The 25,733-nt window shown below is 55.5% G+C and carries 22 protein-coding genes; 13 read left to right on the forward strand and 9 right to left on the reverse strand.

The genetic code is table 11. The features are described 5' to 3' along the window. Window positions 1–28: 28 nt before the first annotated feature. The 8 genes from RJ53_RS09370 (at window position 29) to RJ53_RS09405 (ending at window position 7,207) form a co-directional block, all read left to right on the forward strand. Window positions 29–913 carry a hypothetical protein gene (locus tag RJ53_RS09370; RefSeq protein WP_211531366.1) on the forward strand — a complete coding sequence of 295 codons (885 nt, stop codon included), beginning with the start codon at window positions 29–31 and terminating at the stop codon, window positions 911–913. 48 nt (window positions 914–961) lie between these two features. Next, window positions 962–1,168: a hypothetical protein gene (locus RJ53_RS09375; protein WP_211531367.1), complete on the forward strand. Its 207-nt coding sequence runs from the start codon at window positions 962–964 to the stop codon at window positions 1,166–1,168. A gap of 33 nt (window positions 1,169–1,201) precedes the next feature. Beyond that, a complete protein-coding gene (locus tag RJ53_RS09380; RefSeq protein WP_211531368.1) occupies window positions 1,202–3,892 on the forward strand; it encodes a hybrid sensor histidine kinase/response regulator in 2,691 nt (896 codons plus the stop codon). 74 nt (window positions 3,893–3,966) lie between these two features. Continuing rightward, window positions 3,967–4,902, forward strand: a complete 936-nt coding sequence (locus RJ53_RS09385; protein WP_211531369.1) for a deoxyhypusine synthase — start codon at window positions 3,967–3,969, stop codon at window positions 4,900–4,902. Beyond that, a complete protein-coding gene (pyrF, locus tag RJ53_RS09390; RefSeq protein ID WP_211531370.1) occupies window positions 4,899–5,534 on the forward strand; it encodes an orotidine-5'-phosphate decarboxylase in 636 nt (211 codons plus the stop codon). The genes RJ53_RS09385 and pyrF overlap by 4 nt, the downstream gene beginning before the upstream one ends. A gap of 129 nt (window positions 5,535–5,663) precedes the next feature. Continuing rightward, window positions 5,664–5,906 (forward strand): TFIIB-type zinc ribbon-containing protein, encoded by a 243-nt coding sequence (locus RJ53_RS09395; RefSeq protein ID WP_211531371.1) that lies wholly within the window; start codon window positions 5,664–5,666, stop codon window positions 5,904–5,906. 66 nt (window positions 5,907–5,972) lie between these two features. After that, a complete protein-coding gene (nrdD, locus tag RJ53_RS09400; RefSeq protein ID WP_211531372.1) occupies window positions 5,973–6,335 on the forward strand; it encodes an anaerobic ribonucleoside-triphosphate reductase in 363 nt (120 codons plus the stop codon). Continuing rightward, a complete protein-coding gene (locus RJ53_RS09405) occupies window positions 6,332–7,207 on the forward strand; it encodes an adenosylcobinamide amidohydrolase (RefSeq protein WP_211531373.1) in 876 nt (291 codons plus the stop codon). The genes nrdD and RJ53_RS09405 overlap by 4 nt, the downstream gene beginning before the upstream one ends. A 2-nt stretch (window positions 7,208–7,209) precedes the next feature. Here RJ53_RS09405 and RJ53_RS09410 read toward each other — a convergent pair whose 3' ends face one another. Further along, window positions 7,210–7,404, reverse strand: a complete 195-nt coding sequence (locus RJ53_RS09410; protein ID WP_211531374.1) for a DUF1858 domain-containing protein — start codon at window positions 7,402–7,404, stop codon at window positions 7,210–7,212. 101 nt (window positions 7,405–7,505) lie between these two features. Here RJ53_RS09410 and RJ53_RS09415 point away from each other — a divergent pair, with 101 nt between their 5' ends. Continuing rightward, entirely contained in the window at window positions 7,506–9,311 is a 1,806-nt protein-coding gene (locus RJ53_RS09415; RefSeq protein ID WP_211531375.1) for a hypothetical protein, read from the forward strand. Continuing rightward, window positions 9,308–9,877, forward strand: coding sequence for an RPA family protein (locus RJ53_RS11710; RefSeq protein ID WP_246496074.1), 570 nt, complete (start codon window positions 9,308–9,310; stop codon window positions 9,875–9,877). The genes RJ53_RS09415 and RJ53_RS11710 overlap by 4 nt, the downstream gene beginning before the upstream one ends. A 55-nt stretch (window positions 9,878–9,932) precedes the next feature. Here the strand turns inward: RJ53_RS11710 and RJ53_RS11715 are convergent, their stop codons facing one another. Further along, window positions 9,933–10,325, reverse strand: a complete 393-nt coding sequence (locus tag RJ53_RS11715) for a shikimate kinase (protein WP_246496075.1) — start codon at window positions 10,323–10,325, stop codon at window positions 9,933–9,935. Between the two features lie 113 nt (window positions 10,326–10,438). Between RJ53_RS11715 and RJ53_RS09430 the strand changes: the two genes are divergently transcribed. The 3 genes from RJ53_RS09430 to RJ53_RS09440 all read left to right on the forward strand — a co-directional run bounded on the left by RJ53_RS09430 (window position 10,439) and on the right by RJ53_RS09440 (window position 17,139). Then, window positions 10,439–11,977 (forward strand): transporter substrate-binding domain-containing protein, encoded by a 1,539-nt coding sequence (locus RJ53_RS09430; protein ID WP_211531377.1) that lies wholly within the window; start codon window positions 10,439–10,441, stop codon window positions 11,975–11,977. Window positions 11,978–12,110: 133 nt separating this feature from the next. Further along, on the forward strand, window positions 12,111–16,256 hold the full coding sequence (locus tag RJ53_RS09435; RefSeq protein WP_211531378.1) for a GAF domain-containing protein: 4,146 nt from the start codon (window positions 12,111–12,113) through the stop codon (window positions 16,254–16,256). Then, complete coding sequence (locus RJ53_RS09440) at window positions 16,249–17,139, forward strand: response regulator (protein WP_211531379.1); 891 nt, start codon at window positions 16,249–16,251, stop codon at window positions 17,137–17,139. The genes RJ53_RS09435 and RJ53_RS09440 overlap by 8 nt, the downstream gene beginning before the upstream one ends. A 50-nt stretch (window positions 17,140–17,189) precedes the next feature. Here RJ53_RS09440 and ribB read toward each other — a convergent pair whose 3' ends face one another. From ribB to RJ53_RS09475, 7 genes are read right to left on the reverse strand one after another with little or no spacing between them, the layout of a single operon-like run. Next, complete coding sequence (ribB, locus tag RJ53_RS09445) at window positions 17,190–17,879, reverse strand: 3,4-dihydroxy-2-butanone-4-phosphate synthase (RefSeq protein WP_211531380.1); 690 nt, start codon at window positions 17,877–17,879, stop codon at window positions 17,190–17,192. Continuing rightward, complete coding sequence (locus RJ53_RS09450) at window positions 17,869–18,546, reverse strand: DUF120 domain-containing protein (RefSeq protein ID WP_246496076.1); 678 nt, start codon at window positions 18,544–18,546, stop codon at window positions 17,869–17,871. Before RJ53_RS09450 ends, ribB begins: the two co-directional genes overlap by 11 nt. 19 nt (window positions 18,547–18,565) lie before the next feature. Then, window positions 18,566–19,600 carry a GNAT family N-acetyltransferase gene (locus RJ53_RS11720; RefSeq protein WP_246496077.1) on the reverse strand — a complete coding sequence of 345 codons (1,035 nt, stop codon included), beginning with the start codon at window positions 19,598–19,600 and terminating at the stop codon, window positions 18,566–18,568. A gap of 14 nt (window positions 19,601–19,614) precedes the next feature. Beyond that, a complete protein-coding gene (locus tag RJ53_RS09460; protein WP_211531382.1) occupies window positions 19,615–21,003 on the reverse strand; it encodes a PAS domain S-box protein in 1,389 nt (462 codons plus the stop codon). A gap of 18 nt (window positions 21,004–21,021) precedes the next feature. Then, on the reverse strand, window positions 21,022–22,251 hold the full coding sequence (locus tag RJ53_RS09465; protein WP_211531383.1) for a response regulator: 1,230 nt from the start codon (window positions 22,249–22,251) through the stop codon (window positions 21,022–21,024). Window positions 22,252–22,263: 12 nt separating this feature from the next. Beyond that, entirely contained in the window at window positions 22,264–23,541 is a 1,278-nt protein-coding gene (locus RJ53_RS09470) for a hybrid sensor histidine kinase/response regulator (protein ID WP_211531384.1), read from the reverse strand. After that, window positions 23,531–25,732, reverse strand: a complete 2,202-nt coding sequence (locus tag RJ53_RS09475; RefSeq protein ID WP_211531385.1) for a hybrid sensor histidine kinase/response regulator — start codon at window positions 25,730–25,732, stop codon at window positions 23,531–23,533. Before RJ53_RS09475 ends, RJ53_RS09470 begins: the two co-directional genes overlap by 11 nt. Between the last annotated feature and the right edge of the window lies 1 nt (window position 25,733).

Here is a 25,733-nt window from a genome sequence, read left to right on the forward strand (position 1 = left end):
CATCATCAGGCAAAGAGCATTCTTCTGCATGGTACAGGGTCTGACAATACTCTTTGATGATCGCGACAATGCCCAGCGAATCATGCGTCTCCTGAAGAAATCCGGAGTTTCTGCAAAACTCTCCTCTGATCCGGTCCTCTCCTCGGAAGAGGTCGTATTGGGCTCTATCGGTGCACTGAAGCAATATATCCTCTCTCAAACACCGGATGACCCCGAAGATGTCCAGACTCTTTCGCTTGCCCAGGGTCTTATTGCATCCGATGTGGAGGCGTATGAGAGGATTATGAGGGCTATTGAAGAGGATGGTGGCAAAACCCTTCTCGGAGAGACCGGCGAAGAGCCTATGGCGGAGGAAGAGATCCGGTCCCGGCTCCATGATGCCTTCCGGCTCGTCCTCTATGAGAAACAGGGGCTTATCACCGCTGAGAATGACACCATCATCATCACACAACGGATCGAACCGGATCTCCTTGAGATATCAATGCCTGCTGATCTCATCCTGTATCCCGGAATTGAGGAGCTTGAGGAAGCCGGCCTGACTGCTGAACGGATGGTCTCCTCTGAGGTGCACTACTCGGTCCAGACAGGGACGGATATCATATTCTGTGATGATCCCGAGGAGCTGATCTCTCTTCTTGAGGAATGTGAGCCTGAGGAGGAGAGCCTTGTCGCATTTCTTGAACAGTTCTTCCTCCTTCTGATGCTCGCTGACGAGTCGGTCCGGCTCATCGGGGAAGGGGCTGTCACCATTGAGGAGATCCACAGGCGGCTTCCGGATACTGCAATCACAGCAGATCAGGAGTCCTATCCGATCCGGTTCACTATCGACGAGGAGATGGTTACCCATATCGTTGATACACTCCGATCCAAGGGCAGGATCAGCGGCAAGGATGGGAGGCTGAAGGTCAGATAGATGGTTTTATATAATTTCCGTCCAATCTACCTTTTGGTGAACTGAGATATGGCATATAAGTGGAAGAACAAGACCGAAGTTGATGAAGCAGTCGTCGTTGTCATGAACTCGATGGATAAGGATCCTGATCTCTCTCCCTGGCTCTTCAGGACGATTCAGGCGGCGATTGATGATTCGGATCCGGAACTTGGGACATATTTCCTTCAGGAGATCAAGATCCACGCACCTGAAGCGATGCGTTGGTTCCTTGAGTAGGGTCTCTACCCTTCTCCGGATCCTCCCTTTTCAATGACATCCGTTCTCCTCGTCGATGATGATCCCGCCCTCCTCGAGGTGACACGGCTCTTCCTTGAACGCGATGGCTTTTCGGTAACAATTGCAGGTTCAGGCCGGGAGGCCCTGAAGAAGCTCGCAGAAACTCCTTTTGATGCAATCGTCTCGGATTATGAGATGCCCCTGATGGATGGCCTCGCACTCCTCTCACAGGTTCGATCATTTGGGATGACGATTCCGTTCGTCATCTTCACCGGAAGGGGACGGGAGGAGGTGGCGATTCAGGCACTGAACAAGGGGGCAGACTTCTACATCCGGAAGGGCGGGGATCCGAAGTCCCAGTTTGCGGAACTTGGCAATGCCATCCGCCGTTCTGTTGCGTACCGCCAGGCCGAGCGGAAGTTTGAGATACTCATCTCTGCATTGCCGGATCCCACCTTCTCAATCGATGATCAGGGGTATGTGACGACCTGGAACCGGGCGATGGAGGATATGACAGGGATCCCGGCAGATGAGATGATCGGACGTGGAGAATTTGCGTATGCTGTTCCAATCTATGGGACTGCCCGTCCGATGCTGATTGATATTGCCGCAGGCCTGGCTCCTGATAAGGATGAACGGCTCGGGTACAGCACCTTCTGGCGTGAAGGGCATGCCTTCTATGCCGAGTCTTCCCAGGCGAAGCCCCGGGGCACCCCGGTCTTCCTCTGGGGGAAGGCAACGCCTCTCTTTGATGATGCCGGAAGGCTGTCGGGCGCCATCGAGACGATCCGTGATATCAGCTATCGGGTCGCCCTTGAGCAGGATCTCCAGACTCAGTATGAATCCCTCTCCGTTGTTGATGAAGAACTCAAAGCGCAGATGGAGGAGGTCATCGCACGGGATCATGAACGTGAGATCCTCCTTGCCGAGATAAAGGATCAGCAGATCCTCCTTGATACCATCTTTGATATCACCCCGGTGAACTTCTATGTCTATGACCGGGAGTGCCGGTTCCGGTACGCCTGTAAGAAGGGTGCATACCAGATCGGGATGACCCCGGAAGAGATGGCCGGCCACCACTGGCGTGAGCTTGGGATGCCGGCGGCGATCATGGAACCGCTTGAGGCGAGCCTCCGGGAGGTCTTTGCGACCGGGGAGGAGATCGAGGTTGATGCTTCCTATCCGACGATTGAGGGAGAACGGTACTACCGGTGTATCATCACCCCGATGGGAGATGCCGGCCACCCGGATCTCGTCCTTGTGACTGTTCTTGATGTCACTGAGACAAGGATGGCAGAAGTATCACTCCGGGAACAGGGGGAATACTGCCATCTCCTCTTCGACTCTGCGGGTGATGCCCTCCTCCTCTTCGACGACCTGACGGTCTCAGACTGCAACCGCCGTGCGATGGAGCTCTTTGGCTTCTCCCATGACGAGCTGATTGGACGGAAGGCCGGGAGACTCTCGCCTGAGTTTCAGCCATGTGGCGGGAGATCCAGGGATCTCCTCGTCGGGCTGCTTGCACGTGCAGAAGAAGGCGAACTTCAGTTCTTTGAATGGAAAGGACTCAGATCAGACGGAACGCTCCTTGATCTCGAGGCGACGGTGAGTCCTCTGATGATGGGGGGGCGGCAGCATCTCCTTGCCGTTATCCGGGACATTTCAGAGCGAAAACGGCATGAGGGTGAGATCAACCATCTCCTCTCTCATATTCCCGGAATGGTATACCGCTGTGATATCGACCGGAACTGGACGATGCGGTTCATCTCTGACGGATGCCGGTCTCTCACCGGGTATGCACCCGATGACCTCATCGATAACAGGGTGATCTCATGGAACGATCTCATCCTGCCGGATCACCGTGAAAGACTCTGGGACGAGTGGAGGGGGGTGATAGAGACGAAGGGGGTCTTTGAGGGGGAGTATCCGATCCGGCGGCGTGACGGTGAGATCCGCTGGGTCTGGGAACGCGGGGCGGTTGTGTACGAAGAGGATGGCTCTCCGCGGTTCATCGAGGGGTTCATCACCGATATCACCGATCGCCGGTTCACAGAGGATTCGATACGACACCTCAATGAGAAGCTTGCCCTCCTCGCTTCGGTGACACGGCATGATCTGAAGAATCGTCTCGGAACGATCCTCGGATACCTTGACCTGATGGAAGAGCCCGATCCCCTCCTCCGGCTGGATGAGGGTATTCCAAAGATCAAAGAGATGATCGGACGGGTCCTCCGGATGATAGCGTTTGCACAGGACTACCAGGAGATCGGATTACATGGAGTTTCATGGCAGAACCTGCCGCTGACGGCGGCTCATGCGGCTGACTCGGTGGATACCAGCAGTATCACGATAGCACGTGATCTTCCTCCGATGGAGATCCTGGCCGATCCCCTCTTCGAGAAGGTGATCGCCACCTGTATCGATAACGCCATCCGGCATGGGGAGAAGGTCACCCGTATCCGGCTATCTGCCGGCATCTCGGATGACGGCCTCTCCATCATCTGCGAGGATGACGGGATCGGGATACCCCTGGAGGAGAAAAGCCGGATATTCGAGCGGGGTGTTGGAAAAAATACCGGCCTTGGCCTCTTCCTTGCCCGTGCAATCCTTGCGATCAGCGGGATGAGCATCTTGGAAGAGGGTATCTGCGGGGAGGGTGCGAGGTTTGTGATCCTGGTGCCCCCGCACCTCTACCGGTATCCCACGGAAACTCCCTCCCGGTAGCCCCCTCCCCTCTCTCTGCTGATGTGCGGTACTTATGGTCTGCGAATACAGAACGGTACCCAGGTTGAGTACTGATGTCACAGAAGTGTTCTGAAGCGGTCGCCCAGATGCACCTCCGGCCGGGGATGACGGTCGGGGAGCTTGTGGATGCGATGGGAAGAGCGGGTGCCTATAACGGGGGATCGCTTGCAGAGGCGGTCTCGATCACAGAGATGATGTTTGCCGATCCGGCGGCGACCCGGTTCTTCGGTCTTGCAGGGGCGATGGTTCCCGCCGGGATGGGTGGTATCGTCTCAGATCTCCTGGATGCCGGGTATATTGATATTCTCGTCTCGACGGGTGCAAACCTGACACATGATGTCATCGAGGCGATCGGCTGCCATCACTATCATGGGACCGAGATCTGCGATGATGTTGATCTCCGGCATGATGAGATCAATCGTATCTATGATGTCTATCTCCCCACCGAGGCATTTGAGGTGTTTGAGGATTTTATGCAGGGAGTGTACAGTGATCTCCCTGATGGTTCCTCCCTCTCGATCAGCGATCTCCTCCGGAGGATCGGCAGTTCCCTCGGCTCCGGCATCCTTGCTACCGCGGCGAGGAAGGATATTCCGGTTTACTGCCCGGCAGTCCAGGACTCGATGATCGGCCTTCAGTACTGGCTCTTCTCCCAGACGAACAAGGTGACCATCGATGCCTTTGCGGATATGAAACCCCTGATGAACCGCTGCTTTGCCGCTGAGAAGGCCGGGGCATTCATCGTCGGCGGGGGCGTTCCGAAGAACTTCATCCTCCAGAGTATGCTGATGACCGAGAACGGTTTTACCTATGCGGTCCAGCTCACCGGAGATCGCCCGGATCTCGGCGGTCTGTCAGGGGCGACGCTTGACGAGGCACGGTCCTGGGGCAAGATCACCGAAGAAGCCCGTGCGGTGACGGTCTATGGCGATGCGACGATCACGCTCCCGCTCCTTATTGCGGCGACACTTGAGAGGCTGGCAGCATGAGCGCCCTCATCCTTGCCCTTGATACCACCTCCCGGGAGGAGGCGCTCCGGATCGCATCATTGACAGCAGATCATCTCGATGCCATCAAGATCGGCTACCCGCTCGTTCTTGGAGCCGGCCTTTCGATTGCAGGGGAGATCGCAGCCCTCGGAGTCCCGGTGATCGCGGACTTCAAGGTGGCGGATATCCCAAATACGAATACCCTCATCTGCGATCAGGTCTTTGCTGCAGGATGTTCTGCCGTCATCTGCCATGCCTTCCCCGGAGGCGACTCGCTTGAAGCCTGTGTCGCCTCTGCCCATGCGCATGGCGGCGAATGTTTCGTCGTCTGCGAGATGAGCCATCCGGGCGGGGCTGAATGGTTCTCAGGCGGGGTAGCAGAGCGGTTCAGTGGGATGGCGGTCACCGCAGGCGCAGACGGGATCATCGCACCGGCGACCCGGCCTGCCCGTGTGGCGGCACTCCGTGAGATCATCGGGACGAAGAAGATCTATTCGCCGGGTGTCGGTGCCCAGGGTGCTGCACCAGAGGATGTGAAGGCACTCGTTGACGGCGTCATCGTTGGCCGTGCCATCTATGGAGCTGCGGATCCTTCCGCAGCCGCGAGAGAATATCGGGATCGCTGCCGGTGAATCGTCGGGTGCCGATGAAGAGAATCTCGTCCTGACACCGGTCTCTCCGGTGGGTGATGAACCCTATGAGTCACTCTGAGGCACACCTTATGGGGAAGGTTGAAGCCCTCTCCCGTTCCAGTTCCGGGTATGCTCCGATGTCCCTCATGTGGGAGCAGGGATCTCTTCCGGACGATCGGTGGATATGCCGGCTCTGAATACCGATGCAAAAAATGCGGGTATCAGGGGACCTTCGTCGTCGAGAGTGATGAGGATATGCCGGTCCCGGAGAGGCGGGATGAACAGCCTGCGTCGAGGCTCGATATTCCCCTCTGGATACGCATCCTGGCAGTGATCTTTCTCCTCGTTATTATTGCACTCTATCTTCTGTGATCCTCTATTCTGGCCGGAGAGTACCCGATGATCAGACTTTTATCTTCCATCCTCCAACTACTCCGCATGCACTTGACAGAGGAACAGAAGAAGGCGATTGAGACGTACGCCACTCTTGATGATATTCCGGTTGAGGAGAGGCGGTACAAATGCCATACCTGCCACCATATTGTGGATGAGGAGCCGTGTCCTGCCTGCGGGGAGGCGATCCTTCAGCAGATGTGCCCGGTCGATCACTGCCACTGCCCCCATGATATCATCGAGTCGCTCGCCTACTGCCCGCTCTGCGGTGCAGCCATCTGCCCTGAGTGCGGATCCCATGACGTCTCCCAGATCTCCCGGATCACCGGCTATCTCTCGGATGTCGGGGGATGGAATGCGGCAAAGCAGCAGGAGCTCAAGGATCGCGCCCATTACGATATCGGATGAGGTATTATCTCCGTGGTGAGACGCTCCTGATCAGGGGGGCGTTCCTTGCCGCAAGTTCGGGGGTGGGCGGCGGTCTCGCCGAAGTGACGACGCTCCTCAACCATACTGTTCCTCATGGGTACCGGGCGGCAGAGCCGGAACGTACCCTCTCTCTCCTTGCCGCCTCCCATGGCCTCTCTGACCGTTTCTTTGGCCTGATGACTGCGGTTCCGATGCGTCACCTCGTCGTCCTCAGATATGATTTCCTGACGATCTTTATCACTGCCGGGGTGACCCATCCGACACCGGAGGGGCCTGGCACCATCAATATCATCGTCACCAGCAGTGAAGGCTTCACCCCTGCCGCCCTCCTCGGGGCATTTATCACCGTTACCGAGGCGAAGGTCCAGGCACTCCGGGATCTGGGCCGTACCTTCACCGGGACGACGACGGATGCGATCATCGTCGCATCTGAGGGGGAGGCAGTCCACCGGTATGCGGGTCCGGCATCCCCTGCGGGCGAACGAATCATGAGCGCGATCAGGAAAGGGGTATCCGTCGCCCTCGACCGCCATGATGGAAGGGTTCCTGCAGATGAACCCGCTTTCTTCATCTATAGCCGCTTCAACGGCGGAGCGTGGATCGAGTGGTCGAAGAAGAACTGCCCCTATTATCCCTGCCATTTTGAAGGGCAGCGGTGTGACTTCTGCTACTGCCCCCTGTATCCGTGTGGTGACGAGACCCTCGGTGACTGGGTGGAGAGCTCATCCGGGGGGAAGGTCTGGGCCTGCACAAACTGTACGCTCAACCATGAGCCGGAGGTTGTGCGCCACCTGAAGAAAAATCCTGAGGCATCCCTCAGTGAACTGAAGGCCCTCCGAAAGAAGAAATAATCTTATTCGATTGCGATACCAAGAGCGCTGGCAAGTTCCTCAAGTGGAATGCCATGAACCACTGCTGCCTCGCGGATCGTCTCGTTGTGTGCGATTGCGCATCCGAGGCATCCCATGCCAAAGTTCTGAAGTATTGCTGCTGATTCCGGCTTCGCCTGAATAAGCTCCATGATCGTTGAATCAACGGTGATCGACATAGAAGATCATGTTGATCTGACACCTATATCATGGTTCACTTTCACCCCCCGGTCTGGGGGGTTTATATCCCAACCATTCCCATGGAATGTTGGAGATCATTATGGAAACAGATGATATCATTGCAAGAATCTCCCAAAAACTGAAGGCCCAGGGGATCGAACCCCGGCCGGAGAAGATCGCATCAAAGATCAACCGTCTCGTCACCGAGTTTGGTGTGCCGCCGTCCGAGGCGGAACGGACAATTCTGCAGGACACATTTAAGGAACATGGTATCGAGCAGCCAAAGCCGTCTGCGCCTTCTTCTGATGCTGTTGGTATCGGCACACTCGTCCCCGGCGAATGGGTGACGGTGGAGGGAAAGGTCGTCTCGGTAACTGAGCCTCCCTCCCCGGCGGTTGCACAGACCGGGGTGATCGCTGATGATACTGGTGCTGTCAGGTTCGTCATCTTTGCAAAGAATGCTCCCGCACTCCTCAGGGTCGGGGAATGGTTCAGGCTTGAAAGCGCAGTCGTCGATGAGTTCCGGGGTCTGGCGAACCTGAAGATTCATGCGGGGACGACGGTCACTCCGATCAACGACGATCGTCCTCTCACCCCGGAGATCACCAGGATTGCCGATCTCCGCCCTGGCATTGCTTCAGTCACCGCGAAAATTGTCCAGGACTGGGAGGTCCGCCATGACCGGATGCTTCAGACCGGACTCCTCGGGGACGAGAGCGGGACGATGAAGTTCGTCATCTGGAAGGGTGGCAGCGACCGGAAGCTTGAGCCTGATACGGCCTATACCTTCGCGTATGTTCCTGTTGAGGAGTATAACGGCCGCCTCTCCCTCACCATCGATCCGGCATCATGTACGCCTGTGGATTCGGAGATCGCTGTTTCTGCCGGACCTGCCGGATCTGAAGAACCCATGCCCCTGTTTGAAGGAAAGATAATCTCTGTCCGTCATGTCGGATCCGAGACTGTCCGGGAGAGCGGGATCATCGCAACCCCGGATGGTGCATATGCATTTACCATCTGGGGAGATGCCCAAATCCCGGCACTGGAACAGGGAAACTGGTATGCAATCGAAGGGGCGACGAAGGGGATGTTCCGGGGTGCTCCACGGATATCCATCAATCAGGATGCGGTACTCAGTCCGGTTGAAGATCGTTTCCTCCCCCCGCCTCCGGCAACCCCGGTTGCTGATCTCGCCCCCGGTATTGCGACCGTCAGGGTGAAACTCGCGCAGGAGTGGGAGAGCAGAAGCGAACGGATGCTCCAGGCCGGCCTGGTCGGGGATGAGACCGGTGTCATCAAGTTCGTTATCTGGGATGGCGAAGGTGTTGAGCAGATTCAGGAGAATATCGTCTATACCTTCTTCTATGCCGCTGTTGAGGAGTATAACGGAAGGCTCTCTCTTGATCTGACACACGCGACCCCTCTCCCGGATGAAGATGCTGATATTGAGGTCTCCCGTGGTGGGAAATCGATCTCAGGAGCTCTCGTTCATATCGCATCCGGATCAGGGATTGTCAAACGCTGCCCGGTGGAAGGATGTAATCGTGTTCTCTCCAGGCAGAACTTCTGTCCTGTTCATGAGTTCCAGCCCGGCTTCCAGTACGATCTCCGGATCCGGGGTACGCTGGATGATGGCCAGACCGCCCATAACCTCCTCATCCAGCGTGAAGCAGTCGAGAAGCTCTTCTCGATGACCCTTGCAGAGGCACAGGATATCGCCGAGAACCAGCCGCTTGGTGCTGATGAGGTTGCCCGGCAGCTTGGTGATCGGGCACTCGGCAGGTACCTCACCGTCACCGGCCGGGAGTTTGAAGGGCTCTTCATTGCATTTGATGCAAAATGGCTCTTTTTTGATCCCGCCAGGCATACTGCTCTTATCAATCGTGCAGGAGGTGATCTCGCATGACCGAGCGTTTCCAGAATTATGTCCGTGAACCCGCAAAGCGGGTCTTTGCAGCAGAGATGCGGGATGCCCGCCACTCCTTCCGTGTCGGTGATGACGAGAAGAGTCCGACGTATCTCCTCCTCCCCACCGGAGAGCGGTGCAACCGGGTCTTCATCGTCGGATCACTCACCCAGAAAGAGAGGGTTGGTGAACAGAACAGCATGTACCGGGCACGGGTCGCTGATCCCTCCGGGACGTTCTTCATCACCGCCGGATCCTATCAACCTGAGGCGATGCAGCAGGTTGCCAGGATCGAACCACCCGCCTTCGTGGCAGTCGTTGGAAAACCAAACGCCTATGAGACCCCGGACGGGAAGGTCCTCATCTCGATTCGGGCCGAGACGGTCACCCCGGTTGACCGGGATATCCGGGATCTCTGGGTTCTTGATGCTGCCGATGCAACCCTTGACCGGATCGATGCGTTTGGCGATAGCCAGGATGCGGAGACGGCACGGGCAGAGTACAATCCCAACCTTGCATCCTATAAAAAGATGGTCTATGATGCCCTTACGGCCATCAGACAATAACTTTTTTCTCTGGCTGACGAGGTCGATGACCTTCCTGACCATGGCCTCCAAATCCTCACCCGCTGATATGATGGTGAGATCTGCATATGTCTCGTATAACGGAGCCCGTTGATTGTACATCTCCCGGAGACTCTGGTTTGGAAGGAGCATGATCCCCCTTGGTGGTGATATTGTTAAGTCTCTTCTCCATCTCTTCACAGGAGATCGCCAGGTACACAACGATACCTCCTGCCTTCAGGCGATTCATCGCCTCTTCCTCGATCCGCCTGAAGGTACCCGGCCCATCTTCGTCAAAGATCTCCTGGAGCATCCTCCCGGTCTCTTCCTGTATCAGGATGTCGGTGTCGATGAACTGCATGCCGAGTGTCTTTGCAAGGATGACGCTAACCGTACTCTTCCCCGCACCCGGCATCCCGATAAGAATGATGTTCCGCTGCTCTCTACTCATGGTTGTATCCGAGGCTCTATGATATTTAATTAAAAATATTATAATTTTAAAAACTAATTAACAATGCTTATCTACGATCCACATTCAGTATCGTATTGTGGATGGATGATCGGATGGGAAAGAGACTTGGAATCATTATACTGACGTTGATCATACTTCTCCTCATTGCGGCTGCAGGATGTACCGCAAGAGAGGGGTCTGAACCTGGATCGGGAGCTTCTGATCTCCTGATTGTAACGGAAGAGAACCCGCCATACAACTATCTTGATGCAGACGGTGAGGTGGCGGGGCGATCAACAGAGGTGGTACGTGAAATTCTTGCACGGCTTCATGATACTGCTCCAATTGAGGTACTTCCCTGGAGTGATGCCTACGAACTGGCACTCAGCAGACCCGATGTCGTACTCTTTTCAGCAGCAAGAACACCTGAGCGGGACCCGCTCTTCTCATGGGTCGGCCCGATCGGAAAGCAGGGCTTCGTCTTCTATGCACCCGGTCATTCAGGGATTGAAGTCTCGGGTGTTAACGAGATTCAGAATATGTATACCGTCGGAGTCGTCAGAGATGACTGGAGGCACCAGTACCTTGTCAAACAGGGCTTTGAGAATCTGGTTCTGTACCCTGATGACATCATGGCAATACGGGGGGTTCATGAAGGGGAGTCTGATCTCTGGTTTGGGAGCAGTGATTCCATCAATCCTCTCTCCCTTGCCGCAGGATTGGAGCCAACAGATCTTGCTCCCGTCTATATCCTTCGCGAAATTGAATTATATATCGCCTTTAACAAAGAGACAGACGAGGGAATCATCCGGAGATGGCAGAGAGCCCTTGATGATATGAAGAAGGACGGGACATTCGATGAGATTACCACACGGGAACAGCTCATTATGTACGTCCCGCTTGCAGGGGTGAGCGGGGCCGGGAAAGAGGCACTCACTCTGTTCATCTCAAAAGCAGAGGGAAGAGTTACCGGAACGGCTGATACACTCCGTCTCCTTGCCGGAACGTCGGATATTCAGTCAGGTGAGATGGATCGTATCCAGCCTGTTCTTACAAACCTCAAGGCAAATGATCAGACCTCAACCTTCGTCTTCATTTCGTCTGATGGAACCTGGTATCAGGCTGGTGATCAAATGCCACGACATAATGCAGGTACTCTCCCTTACTTCTCCACCCTGATGGCAGGCACTCCGATCACCGGAAAGGTGATCACCGACCCGGTGACCGGTCGTGAGGCCGCTGTTGTCACGGTTCCGGTTATGAGCGGTACGAATGTTATCGGAGCGCTTGGGGCACGAATCGATCTTGTGGCTCTCTCCAGATCATTAAACGATGATCTCTCGCTTGATGGAAGAGCCTACTTCTCTGCAGTGACCGAAGACGGGGTTGTCGCCCTGCATACGCATACTGAGAAGATTGGCGTCTCTGCTCCTTCCGGTACGGATACCTTCTCAGAAGCGACACGGAGAATCATTCAGGAGACAAAAGGAGAGGTGGGATATTACGAGGATGGCATCTATTATCAGGCTGCATTCCAGGAATCGGCGATAACCGGATGGCATTTCATCATCGCTGAACAGGGAACCCCCCCCATCCCGCCAGAGACACGAGCGGAAGAGGAACTCAAAAATCTCCTCGCTATGAACGATTAAGTCCTTCTTTGGTACGCGATCCTCGGATCCGCGTATCTTTTTATTCTGTGATCCGAATGCATAAACCCGGAGGTGCAGGTGACGGGCCTGACCATGTCGGAACCATTAATCTACCAGAGGGTGCTGATCTGTTATGAACACACCCGGAGCAGGGCATCAGCAGTACACCCTCCTCTATATTGATGATGAGCCTGCTCTCCTTGAGATTGGCAGGCTCTTCCTTGAGAGGTCCGGGGATTTCATTGTGACGACGGTTGGGAGTGCTGAGGATGCGGTCCGGCTCCTCGTTGATCATCGTTTTGATGCGATCGTCTCTGACTATCTCCTCTCCGGCATGCATGGGATCGATCTTCTCCGGCATCTCAGATCAACAGGTGATACCACCCCGTTTATTCTCCTCACTGCGAGGGGGAGGGAAGATCTGGTGATCGAGGCGGTGGATGAGGGCGTTGACTATTACGTCCAGAAGAGCGGCTCCCCATCCGCCTGGTCTGCTGATCTTATTCGGAAGATTCATGATGCCATCGTCAGGAGACGAATGCGTGCGGGTATTGATAACAGGCAGACCTTTCAGGATAGCCTGATGAGGATAGCAGCAGGTTTCGTCGGCCAGGAAGATTTTGATACGGTCATGAATGAGGCGCTCTCCGAGATCGGTACCTTCTCGGGAGCATCACGGTCGTATATCTTTCTTTTCCGGCAGGATCAGCCGGTGATGGATAACACCCATGAATGGTGCCGGGAAGGCGTATCCCATGAGATGGAAAATCTCCAGGGTATTCCAAGGGCCTCTGTCCCATGGTGGATGGAGCGGCTCACCAGAGGGGAGGATATCAGGATCCCGAAGATCTCCCTCCTCCCCAATGAGGCTTCGGCAGAGAAGGAGCTGCTTCTGGCGCAGGGGATCGAATCGCTCATCGTCCTCCCACTCACCGTGAAAGGATTGCTCATCGGATTTATTGGTCTTGATAATGTCTTTTCGGGCTGGGGCTGGTCGGATGAGGATATCCGGCTTCTCCGTATCAGTGCCAATCTTATTGCAGGCGCGATTGAACGGGAGAGAAAGCAGCATGACCTTCAGGTGATGAATGCTGAGCTTCAGGCCGCAGAGGAGGAGATGCGGGTGCAGCTGGATGAGCTGGTGGAGACTCATACGGCGCTCTGGAAGAGTGAACGGCATCTGAAGCACCGTCTTGCTTTCGAGAAGGTGATCGGACGAATCTCCTCCTCCTTCGTCCATTGCAATGATGCCGATCCTGCTGCTGATCAGGCACTTGCTGAGTTTGGAGCATTCTGTCATGCAAGCCGGGCGTGTATCATCGTTCTCCGTGAAAGTGAGCAGTTCATGGACAATATCTCCGAATGGTGCGCCGATGATCTCTCTCCTGTGATCAACCCTCTCCAGGGGATCCCGGCAGATGCCTGTCCCTGGCTGATGGAGAAGATGAGGAACAATGAGATCATCCATATCACGGAAACCTCCCGGATGCCACCGGAGGCGATTGCAGAAAAGAAACTCCTCCTCTCCCAGGGAATCCAGGCGATGATAGTGCTTCCGCTTCTGATCAAAGGCGGGTTCATCGGATATATCGGACTTGAGTATGCGGCCACCCCCCGGAAATGGTCAGATGAGGATCTCGAGCTCCTCCGTATCGCATCCGAACTCTTTGCGAGTGCGATTGAGCAGAGGAGATCGGATCTGTTGCTCAGGCGGAGGATGGAGTTTGAACATCTCATAACGACCATCTCATCAGCGTTTGTTGGTGCTGATCCCAGTGATACGGACGATCTCATTAATGATACCCTCGTCTCGATCGGCCGGTTCACCGGGGTTGATCGCGCCTATGTATTTCTGCTGAAAGAGAATGGCGATACAATCGAGAATACGCACGAATGGTGTGCTGAGGGGATAAGACCGGAGATACAGGATCTCGGGAATCTCGCCTATCTGGAGGTGATGCCATGGTTTACTGAAAAGATCCTGAATGGCGAGATCGTCTCGGTCTCTGATATCAATAAACTTCCAGGGGATGCTCTTTCTGAACGGAGATACTGTGGGATGCATGGTGTCCAATCGCTCATCCTTCTCCCGATCAGGATCGGGAGGCGGATCTTTGGGATCCTCGGTTTTGATTCTGTCAGGACGATCCGAACCTGGACAGAGGATGATCAGACCCTCATCTCAATAGTCAGCGATATCATCGCTCATGCCATCAATAAGAGAGAGGCTGCTCTTGCACTCAGGGAGAGTCAGGAGAGGCTCCAGATGGCTCTCTCCGCATCCGGAACAGGGATGTGGGAACTCGATCTCCCCTCCATGAGCCTCTCGTTTGACGATCATGCAGCAGCCATATTCGGATATAATGACGGACGGTTTTTCGCAGAATCAATTGACTGGAAGAGGTTCACACATCCGGATGACATCCCCGACGTAACCAGGATCATCAATGACTATCTTGAGGGGAGGCGGACACTCTTTGAGACCGAACATCGGATGCGGCATGGAGATGGCACCTGGATCTGGATCTCCGGCATAGGTAAAATTACCCGTTGGCATCCTGACGGGCTGCCACTTCGTCTCTCCGGAACCCTGCATGATATAACCCGGCGAAAAGAGATGGATGAGGCATTGCACAAGCGTGAGGAACTGGAAAGGAATAAGAACCGGATTCTGACGATGCTTGTGATGCAGGAGGATCTCGATCTGATTCTGGATGCCATTGTACTCCAGATGGAAAGGAGCGATCCCTCAATACATGGATCTATTCTGCTGTTTGATGAGGCCCGGCAATGCCTGGTACATACCTCTGCACCGAATCTGCCTGATGAGTACAATGCATTGCTGCAGCCAGGCCTTCCGATCGGCCCGGATGTCGGTTCCTGCGGTTCGGCGGCGTATCTCCGGGATCGGGTGGTGGTGGCGGATATCCGGAACAGCCCACGGTGGACTCCGTATCCGGATTTTGTAAGGGTCACAGAAAAGTATGGTCTCCTTGCCTGCTGGTCCCAGCCGATCCTCACCTCTGATGGAAAGCTCCTTGGAACCATCGCCAACTATGCGGATGCTCCGGGTGAGCCGGATGAAGCAAATCTCCGGGTACTTGAATGGGCGGCTGACGTGGCTGCCCTTGCCATACTGCAGAAACAGGCTGACGATCTCCTCCGCAGACATGCCAAAGAGATCACTGCAGCATACGAGGTCCTCGAAGAGCGGGTGAGGGAGCGGACAGCGGATCTGGAAGAGGCGCTCCATCAGCAGAGGATCGCAGAAGAGAGATTTAAAACACTCTTCCGTGAGATGCTCGACGGATTCGTCCAGCATGAGATCATCTTTAATGAAAAGGGGAAGGCTGTGGATTTCCGGATTACCGCCGTTAATCCGGCTTTTGAGAAGATGATCGGTATCCCTGCAGATGATATGGAAGGCCAGACGATTCTGGATCTTCTCCCTGAACTCCGGGACTCCTGGGCAGATATATTCCAACAGGTGGCGGATACCGGAGTCCCGGTCATCTTTGAGAACTGCCTCTCCGATAACCAGCGATGCTTTAAGGTCTCGGCTTTCCGACCGGAACCGGATCAGCTTGCATGCATATTTGAGGATATCACGGAAGAGAAGAGGATTGATGAAGAGATGAGGAGATCTCTCCTTGAGAAAGAGGTGCTCATCAAAGAGATCCACCACCGTGTGAAGAATAACATGCAGGTCGTCTCAGGCCTCCTGACGCTCCAGAGGAAAAATATCAATGATGATACTATCCGGAAACTCTTTTTGGAGAGTGAGAGCCGGATCTTCTCACTCGCACTCGTCCATGAGAAGCTCTACCAGTCAAAGAGCCTCTCGCGGATCGAGTACGGGCAGTATCTCTCGACGATGGGAGATTATATCCTCGGGCTGAGTGAGATCGGCTCTGATGCAGTCTCAATTGAGATTGATGCCCCAGATATCTATCTCTCGATTGAGAAGGCTGTTCCTCTCAGCCTCATCACCAATGAATTCATTATGAATTCCTTGAAACATGCCTTCCCTGATGGCCGGAAAGGGAGGATCATCCTCGGGATGAAACGGAAGAGGGATACAATTGTGTACCGATATCATGATGATGGCGTTGGCGTACCGGCCGGAGTCGATTATGCAGAAACTTCCTCACTTGGGTTACAGCTGGTTAACAGCCTTGTCATTCAGCTGATGGGGACAATCTCTATGAACCGGGATCAGGGTACTACCTTTATAATAACATTTCCTGTTGCACCAGATGGAGAGAATCAAAATGAATGAACCTGCTATATTGATCGTTGAAGATGAAGCTGTTACGGCGATGGTTCTCAAGACAAGCCTGACAGAGATGGGGTATTCTGTATGCGGTATTTCCGCGACAGGAGAGCGTGCTGTTGAGATGGCCGGCGAATTACGCCCGGATCTGATATTAATGGATATTATGCTCGCCGGGAAGATGAACGGAATCGAGGCGGCAGAGCAGATCAAGGAAAAATACCGGATACCCCTGATCTTCCTGACCGCATTCAGTGATGATCGGTACATCCATGAGGCCAAACTGACAGAACCGTTTGGATATATCCTCAAGCCTGTACGGGAGCTTGAACTTAGGACAACCATCGAGATGGCATTTTATAAGCATGCGATGGAGAAGGTCGTCCGGGAACAGGCGGAGATTATCCGGGTGCTGTTGAATGAGACCCGTGATCTCCATTATCTCATGGATAGAGACGGAACGATCCTGACTGCGAATGATGCCCTTGCGAAGCGGGTCGGTATCACGGCGGATGAACTGATCGGAACAAGCATCCATGATCTTGTCGCATCCGGACATCTCTCCCCGACGATGGCCGCATCAAAACTTCCCTCCCTTGTGAACTGTTGTTCGCTCCGCTTTGAAGAAGAGTTTGGCGATTGCTGGTTTGATATCGGGATTCATCCGGTCAGCGGCCCGGATGGAGCGATCTCCCAGTATGCAGTCCATATTCATGATACATCCCGTGTCAAGGCGATGGAAGGGAAGATGCGGACACTCTCAGAGCTCCTGATGAAGACGCTTTATCCGCAGAAGGGTGAGGATGATGTCAGCCTGGATGATCTCCAGGGAGCCGAGGAACTGGATCTGGTTATCAGAGAGATGAAAGAGTCTGATCCTTTCCGGTAGATCAGATCTCTATCTGGTGATAGCGCTCTTCAATAACAATACCCCGATCCCTACCGGGACTGCGAGGCTTTCCAGGCCTGCCATGCCTCGATGATCTCCTCGCCGGTCACAAACGGGAACCCGTGATCCTCTCCATAGGCCCGTGCCTTCTCCTTCTCAAGGGCGTTGCCGGTCTCGTCGTCGAGCATCTCGCAGACGGTGACTGCGGGAGTTATCCCCGCCATCAGGGCGAGGGCGATCGAGAGCTCGGTCTGCCCCTGCCGCTGGTCAAGGAGGTCGTCTGCAGCACGGAGGAGGGCCGAATGGCCGGGTGTCCGGAACTCTTTTCCAAATGGGGGGAGGCTGCCGCCGTTCATTGCCGACCGGACATGCTCTGCGATCTTTGAGATGGTGAGGGCACGATCATGGTCGGTGATCCCGGTGAAGGTCTCCCGGTGGTTCACCCAGAGGGAGAAGGAGGAGTGATTCTTCCGGTCATAGGGGATCTCCCCTTCCTTCTCGCCAAGTTCCCCGCAGCGGGAGAATACATCCGATGCAAACGGGAGACCGAGTGCCTTTGCCGCATCCGGGTGAACCGCCGTACAGATCAGGCCGCCTCCGTCCTTTCGCATCCTGAGGATATCGTTGTGGCGGATGGTATCGGATCGGATCACGAGATCGGTCTCACGTTCACGGTTGTCAAAGTCATAGATAAGGACGAAACGTCCTTCTTTCAGTGCTGTTATTGCTTCATGCATCATATCCGACCTCTACATCGATGGTATCGTTATCGTCAAGCCCGATTTCATTCCTGAGAGGGACACCGGATATCAACTCAATGATATCCTCAGGATAATGTGTCCTGCCAGGAACGATGAGTGCGCAGGGAATCCCCGCAATCCGGCAGGGAAGGCAGCGTGCCTCCCCAAAGGTCCTGTGCTCATCTGAAAAACCCGGAATGGTTATCCATTCGAGCGAATCCAGCCTCTTCCGTATAGGAATGCTCTGCTGGTTCAGTCTGATGTTTAATGTTCCGGGGAAGGGTTCAAACCCGCAGTTCATCCGGAACTGATCCCGGTAATGGGGCAGGGACATATAGTACCGCCCCTCTCCGAGGCCCGAGATGATCGTTCCCTGAAGAATGAAGTGCCCGCCGACGCGGGTGAATATCCGGCAGTATTCGGCATGTTCCCTCCTGAGAATCTCCTCGCCCGGCTTCGTCACCGTCACCGACTGGCCAGAGGGATCGACCGTCCGACTGATGAATCCTGCCGATTCAAGAGCTTTTAAACGGCGGGATATAGTCTGGGGGCTTGTTCCAAGGGTGGAACCGAGGCTCTGTGTCGATACCCGGACCGGGCCGCGGCATCCTCCGAGGAGGGCGATCGCCTTTAAGACCGGGAGATCTCCCGCATCAGACACCTGCATGATCTCCAGATTTGGGAGGCTACCTATTTATGGATATCGACTCGTGCAGAATAGCAGGCCTTCCCGAGGATCGGCGCATCGGAGCCACCTCGGCCCCTTCCATATTCCCTGCCGCCCAGAGGTACCGTTCGCGGACCGAGGCCGGGAGATCCCCCTCAGGTATCGGGACGAATCCATACTCGCCGTAGAATTTCCTGAGATGGACAACCGCATACATCGTCAGTTCATCATTATAGCATGCCTCGACGAGAGCCGTCATCACCTGCCGTGAGAGGCCACGGCCACGGTGGATCTCCGGGGTGAAGACCGCATCCACTTCGTAGCCGTCCGGATGGCGCCTGCACCGGGCGAGGGAGACGATCGCATCCCCTTCACATGCGGCAAAAATCCGGTCGACTGCGGGGTCGCCGGTTGTTCCATGGTAGTCGATCCAGACGATATTTGCATCCGGGAACTCATCTGATCTGATCTCGCGGACCTCGGCTGCCCCTCCGCTGAGATAGGGGATGAAGACCGGAACTCCGGCAGCGAGGATTGTATCTGGTTCACCTATCCGTTTCGGGATGACGATCAGTGTCGGATCATGCCCTGATACGAGACGAAGGATATCAGTGGTGAGGTCTCCCGTCATCTTTTCGCTGGTGATGGATGCAGGCGGTGCATGCAGCAGCATCCCCCGGCCGCTCTCCCCCTCTGCAAGGAGGATGATTTCGGGGGGATAGTGCTGATCAAGGAATACAGCGGCAACATCCTCCGCACTCTTCCCAGAGAAGACGCAGATGAGAGGACGGTCGGTGATGAGCCGATCATCTTTCTTCAGATCAGATGGAATAAGCAGGATATCGACGGGATCCTGCAGATGCTCTCCGCCCGGTTCCGTGATGATGAGCGTCGCTTCTGATATCGCCCCGGAATCCAAAATCCTGATACCCGGGAGAACAGGTGCCTCTCCTGCCTGCCATATCACCTCGCGGACGCCTGGAATCCTCGCGATGAGTCGGGAAATGTCTCTCCTCTCTCCCCTGATATCGATGAGAATACGTCGTGGATCCATTCTCTCCTCCCCTGTTATGTAATGCGGTATCCTTCCTGTGGCACCAACAGGACGAACCGTGCTCCCCGCCCGCTCTCCCCTTCTTCATGAATGTCGATCCCGGTGATGCCAAGGATCTCGCGGGTGAGGAAGAGTCCGTGGCCTGATCGTTCGGTACTCTCAGCAAAGAGTCTCTCTTTCTCATCATCCGGGATGCCGGTCCCGTTGTCCTCAAGAATGATGGCACACCCGTCATCCCGGATCTGGTAGGTGACAAGGAGGGCAGTCGCCCCTGCTGCAATGGCATTCTCGATCAGGTGGGAGATGGCAGTCCGGAGATGCGGGTCTGAGAAGATGGAAAGCCGTTCCGTCCAGGGATGTACCACCATTCCTCTGGTGTCAAGCCGGGCAGTCGCCTGATGCACCGTCTCCTGGACCGGCATCCAGACCGGAGGAATCATTCCGATCTCCCGGAAATCCCGTGATATGGCAATCTGCCGCCGTATCCCGTCTGCCGAATCCTCGATCTTTCTGAGGAGCGAGAGCGAGGCAGGGTCATTGATCTGCATGCTCCCGATGGTCAGATGCCGGTAGAGCTCCTCAAGACGTTTTGAGAGGCCGTGCCGGATGATCCCGCTTAAGGTTGTCAGCTGACGGTTGGTGTTTCTCAGGGCAGATCGTGCCATCACCTCACCGGTGATATCGCGGATCGACTCAACCGCACCTGCAACCTCCCGGTCAGGGCCATAGAGCGGCGTTGCCACACACCTGAGATGGGCTCCCCGGCCTTCATTGAGTCCGGGTGCGATCATCTCCGCCTCGACTGCATCCCCATCTCTTGAAAGCCGCTCATACGGGGTTTCACTATCAGGATCATTCCTGAGTGCGTAATCGATAAGGATCGCCCTCTTCTCCCCATAGAAGGGAACCGCATACGCATACTCTCCCTGTCCGATGATCTTCATCTTCGGAACTCCGGTCATCTTCTCGATGGCACGGTTCCATGCGATGACCCGCCCCTCCCGGTCGATGGCGAAGGTGGCGTCAGGAAGGAACTCGATGAGGTCATGGAGCTGCTCCTCGGATTGCCGCAGCCTGATCGTCAGGAATGAGACGACGAACCCGATGGTAATATAGACAGCTGATCTGGCGAGGATGGAGAGGGTGACACCGAGGTCCGATGGGGTGAGGAGGAGGGCCGCACCTGCATAGGTGGCTGCGATAAGGATGGCGATTGCGGCTCCACGCCTCGGGTACCAGTATCCTGCAAGAAGGATCGGAAGATAGAGGAGATGGGGGAAGACATAGGTGATCCCCTGGAGGAGCCCGATGATATTTGCGGCAAGCGTGATGGCGATAGCGGCGAAAATAATTATGATCCGCCGCTGCTCGACCGGTTCGTTGAAGAATGGGTGGCTCCGCATCGGTCTCTTCTCCCTTCCTTATCCGGATCGGTGCTGGATCGATCCGGTTGGGCAGCGGATCTCAAACCGCCCTCCCTGCCGGGGGTCTCCTGTCTCAACGAGGCCGATTCCGGTGATTGCAAGCGCTTCCCGTGCCAGGAAGAGGGAGAATGCCTTTCCGATCCCAAGCTCATAGGAGAAGAGGGCATCTTTTCCGGCGAGGGGAATACCGATCCCGTCATCCTCAATGGTGATCACCCCTGTATCCCTCTCCCCGGAGTAGGTGATCGTCACCTTCCCGGCCCTCCTCCGGGCTGCATCGGTGATGATCGCCCAAACCGCCTTCTCACCGACGGGATCAAGGTAGAGGAAGAGATCACCTGGAACCCGTGCATCAACAGCCACACCTGCTGTATCTTCCGGTAGAATCTCTGTAAAGCGAAGCCATTCGGGTTGGCTCTCCCCGATCTTCTGGTACTCCTGGGTGAACCGGGTCGTCTGGATCGCACGATCGATCCCTCCGGTTGCTGTCCGGAGATGGTCGCGTGCCGCTTCCGGTTCCCGGTCAAGGACCCTCTCAGCATATTCAAGTGACTCATGGATCGAGGAGAGCTGTGTCAGGAGTCCGTGGCGGGTGATGCTCGTGAGAAGCGTCAGTTTCCGGTGGGCTTCTGCAAGGGCTCCCTCGGCACGCTCACGCTGGACGATCTCTGCCCTGAGATCCTCGTTCTTCTCCTGAAGCTGTTCATTGAGTCCATAGAGTTCGTCCCGTGCTTCTTCGAGATCCGCGTTCTTCCGGACCGCAATCGCATAGGTCGAGAGAAGAATATCGAGGATCGTCTTCTTCGCAGCGGTGATGGAGTACTCCCGATCCGAGATGATGATCGAGAGCTCGTCACCCTCCTCTTCCTTTCCTCTCTCAAAGACCTCCCTGACCCGTCCAAGGATAAATGCAGGATCAAATGGCTTGATGATGAAGTTGTCGGCACCGCATGCAACCCCCCGGATGACATCCTCGGGATCAAAGAGCTGGGTGACGAGGAATACCGGTATCGTATTCATCTCTTTGATCCGGCGGCAGAGCTCATACCCGTCCATCCCGGGCATCACGATATCGCTCAGAACCAGATCCGGGGGATCGTCCCGTATCAGTCCGAGTGCCGATTCTCCATCGGCAGCGGTGGTGACGCGATATCCGTCCCCTTCGATGATCCGTCTGAGATACTCGGTCTGGGTTGTACTGTCCTCGACGATGAGAATATGCTTCATCCCTCTCTCCTCCTATCGAAACCGCCCTTTGGGAATCCTGATCTCAAAACAGGCTCCTTCTCCATACGTCCCGATCTCGGATATCCCAAACTCGCATGTTGCAAGTATCCTGGATGCAAGGAAGAGGCCAAGGCCGGTATTCTCTCCATATCCCTGTTCAAAGATTCGCTCTTTCTTATGGGGGGGTATTCCGATACCGTCATCGGTGATTCTGATGCAGAGGTCTTTCTCTATCTCAGCGGTGATATGGATTGTTGTGACCTTCTTCCCGTGGCGGATGGAATTTTCGATGATGGTTGCAATCACCGTCCCCATCAATGGATCTGCGAGTATCTCGAGATCCGGAAGGCTGGCTGTCACTGATATACCACCAAGATCGATGAGTGCCATGGCATCCCCGGCCAGATCCGAGAGACTCAGCCACTCCCGGTCGCATGATCCGATCTCCTGGTAATTCCCGGTAAATTCGATGATTTTTATAATTCGGCGGGCCGCCTCCCGAATCCGTGTGAAGGCCGCCTCGGGAGATACTATTCCGTCACCCCCGGAGGCGAGCTCAACAAACCCTTCGATGACGGTGATGTGGTTTCTGATATCATGCCGGGTGATGCTTGTGAGAAGATGGAGTTTCTCATGGGCATCGATGAGGGCATCCTCGATCCGCTGCCGCTCATCGATCTCATGCTGAAGGTCGTCGTTTGCCTGGTGCAGCTCCTCAACAAATTCCTGGAGCTGTTCATTCACCCCATAAAGTTCGTCCCGGGCCTCCTGCAGTTCGATATTCTTTCTGACTGCAGTTGCATAGGTCGAGATGAGGACACGAAGGATCTGATCCTTTCCTGCGGTGATGGTGTAGGTCTTCTTTCCAAAGGTTGCGTCCACCTCATCATTTCTGGAGATGATATTCTGCATTTTCCCGAAGCTGAGGACATCGGCGACGGTATCGACGAGGTAGTCTGCATCGAAGGGCTTGATGATGAAGTTCACAGCACCGCATGCGAGGCCGCGGACGATATCCTCTGGATCAAAGAGCTGGGTGAGAAGAATGACGGGGATCCCATAGCGGTCCCGGATCTCACGGCAGAGCGTATATCCATCCATTCCCGGCATCACGATATCGCTGATGATGAGATCGGGCGGCTCGACCCCGACACAGGTGAGTGCGGTCTTTCCGTCGATGGCAGTGGTGACACGGTACCCTGCCCTGAGGAGGATCTGGCGGATATACTCGGCCTGTGTGGGGCTGTCCTCGACGACGAGGAGCCGTATATCCCCCGGATTATGCTCCATGCCTGCTCACGTCCCTGACCACCCTGAGGAATGCATCCTTTTCAAACATACTCTTGATAATATAGGCATCTGCACCGAGATGTATTCCATACTCCTGATCCCCTGGCGAGTCGAGTGATGTCACGAGGACGACCGGCAGAGCAGACAGGTGTGTACTGCTCCGGATCGCCTCGGTGAGAGCGAACCCGTTGACTCGCGGCATATCTACATCAGATACCACAATATCGAACTCCTCCTGTTTAAGCCTTTGGAGTGCGTCCGCACCATCATAGGCACACTCGACAAAATATCCGGCATCTTCGAGGATTGCCCTGAGAAACTCCCGTGAGGTGACGGAGTCCTCGACGACGAGGACCCGCCCGGTTGCCGGGTCCAGTCTCCCACCCCGTCCCTCTCCACGTGGGAGCGTCGAGATGATCAGATCCAGTGGGTCGATGACGAGTGCCACACTTCCATCCTCGAGGATCCCGGCACCGGCGATCCTGCGAACATGGCGGAGCTGGCTCCCCAGCGATCGGACGACGATCTCCTGGACCCTGATCAACTCATCGACGTAAATACCGAGCTTTCCCGCCCCTGATGCAAGAAGGACAACCGGAATCGGGCGTTCCGGGTCGATCTTCATGGGAGGGAGCTTCACGCCGAGCCCTCGTTCAAGGGGGATGAGCCTGATGAGATCATCGCCGATCCTGATCTCCTCTGCTCCCGGCTTCATCCTGATGACCTGGCGGACCTGCTGCATCGGGATGACGTACTTCCTCCTCCCGGCAGAGACGACGACACCCCGGAAGTTTGAGAGGCGGACCGGGAGATACATCCTGACGCAGGTGTTCTGTCCGGGTATCGAGGTGATGGCGACGTCTCCTCCAAGACGGGTGACTGCATCCTCGACGATCGCAAGGCCAAGACCTCGTCCCGAGAGCTCGGTCACATCTGGGGAGGTTGAGAGGCCTGACCGGAAGACGAGTTTCATGCTCTCATCATCTGAGAGGTTTCCAGCTTCTTCTTCGTTCAGCAGTCCCTTCTCTATCGCAGATCTCCTGATTACACCGGGATCAATCCCTTTTCCGTCATCGGAGATGTCGATCCCGACCCTGCTTCCTGCAAGCGGGACGACCCGGATATGAATCCTTCCTTTCGGATTTTTTCCTTTTGCAACCCTGGTTCCCGGATGTTCGATCCCATGATCGATGGCGTTCCTGATGAGATGGGTGAGGGGATCTTTTAGCGCCTCGAGGAGACGGCGGTCGATCTCGATCTCCCCTCCATCGACGGCGAAGTCAACCTGCTTCCCTGACGACCCCGCCACCTCCCTGATGAAGCCCGGGAAACTGGCAAGTATATGGGAGACCGGCAGAAGGACGGCATCATGAATGGTGTCTGCTATCACCTGGGTGCTTGACTCAAGAATATGCAGGTTACGGGCATTCTCCTGGATATGCGTGGTGAGATCATGCCTGAGCGAATCGATGAATTCCCGGTTCTTCTTCTGGAACTTCAGGATTCGATCAAGGGCAACCCAGTCCTCGTATATCATGTCCCGATCACTTCTGAGAAGCTCCTCGATCCTCCGGAGATCGGTGGCGACCTGGACATGGGTCCATTGCCAGAGGGAGAACCGGATCATCATCGCATCCAGTTCACGCATCCTGTGGCCCATCGAGAGGCGGGTGGTAAGGAGTTCGTCAGACCCGGTGATAAGCCGGTCCAGGGTCTCGTTTGCGATCCGGACGGTCCCGGTCTCCCGCAGACGAGGGAGCTCACTCCGGGTCGGGGTGGAGGCAGCCTTCTTCTCCAGAACGGCTGTCTTCTCACCTTTTACCGCCCGAAGTTCCCTGATGATCGCAACCGGCGACACCTTCTCACCGGCAAGGATCGATCGGATCAGGTGGATCGCACGGTGGAAGAGATCATACCCGGCGGCATCGGGGACGAAACTCCCGTTTCGTACAGCCGAGAGTGCCGTCTCAAGATGCTGGCAGACCGACTCGATCTCCCTGAGGGAGACGGCACGTGCTGCCCCCTTGAGGCTGTGCGTCCTCCGGTAGACAGATTCCGCCAGATCGGGATCGATCCCCTCTCCCCTCTCAAGGGCGATCAGCTCCCCGGTGATGGCAGAGAGATGCTCGTCGGCTTCGTCTCTGAAGGTGGCAAGGAGCGTCTCCCTGAGGTCGTCGTCGTTTCCCGGCATA

Source organism: Methanocalculus chunghsingensis (assembly GCF_018132105.1).
Classification (GTDB): Archaea; Halobacteriota; Methanomicrobia; order Methanomicrobiales; family Methanocorpusculaceae; genus Methanocalculus; species Methanocalculus chunghsingensis.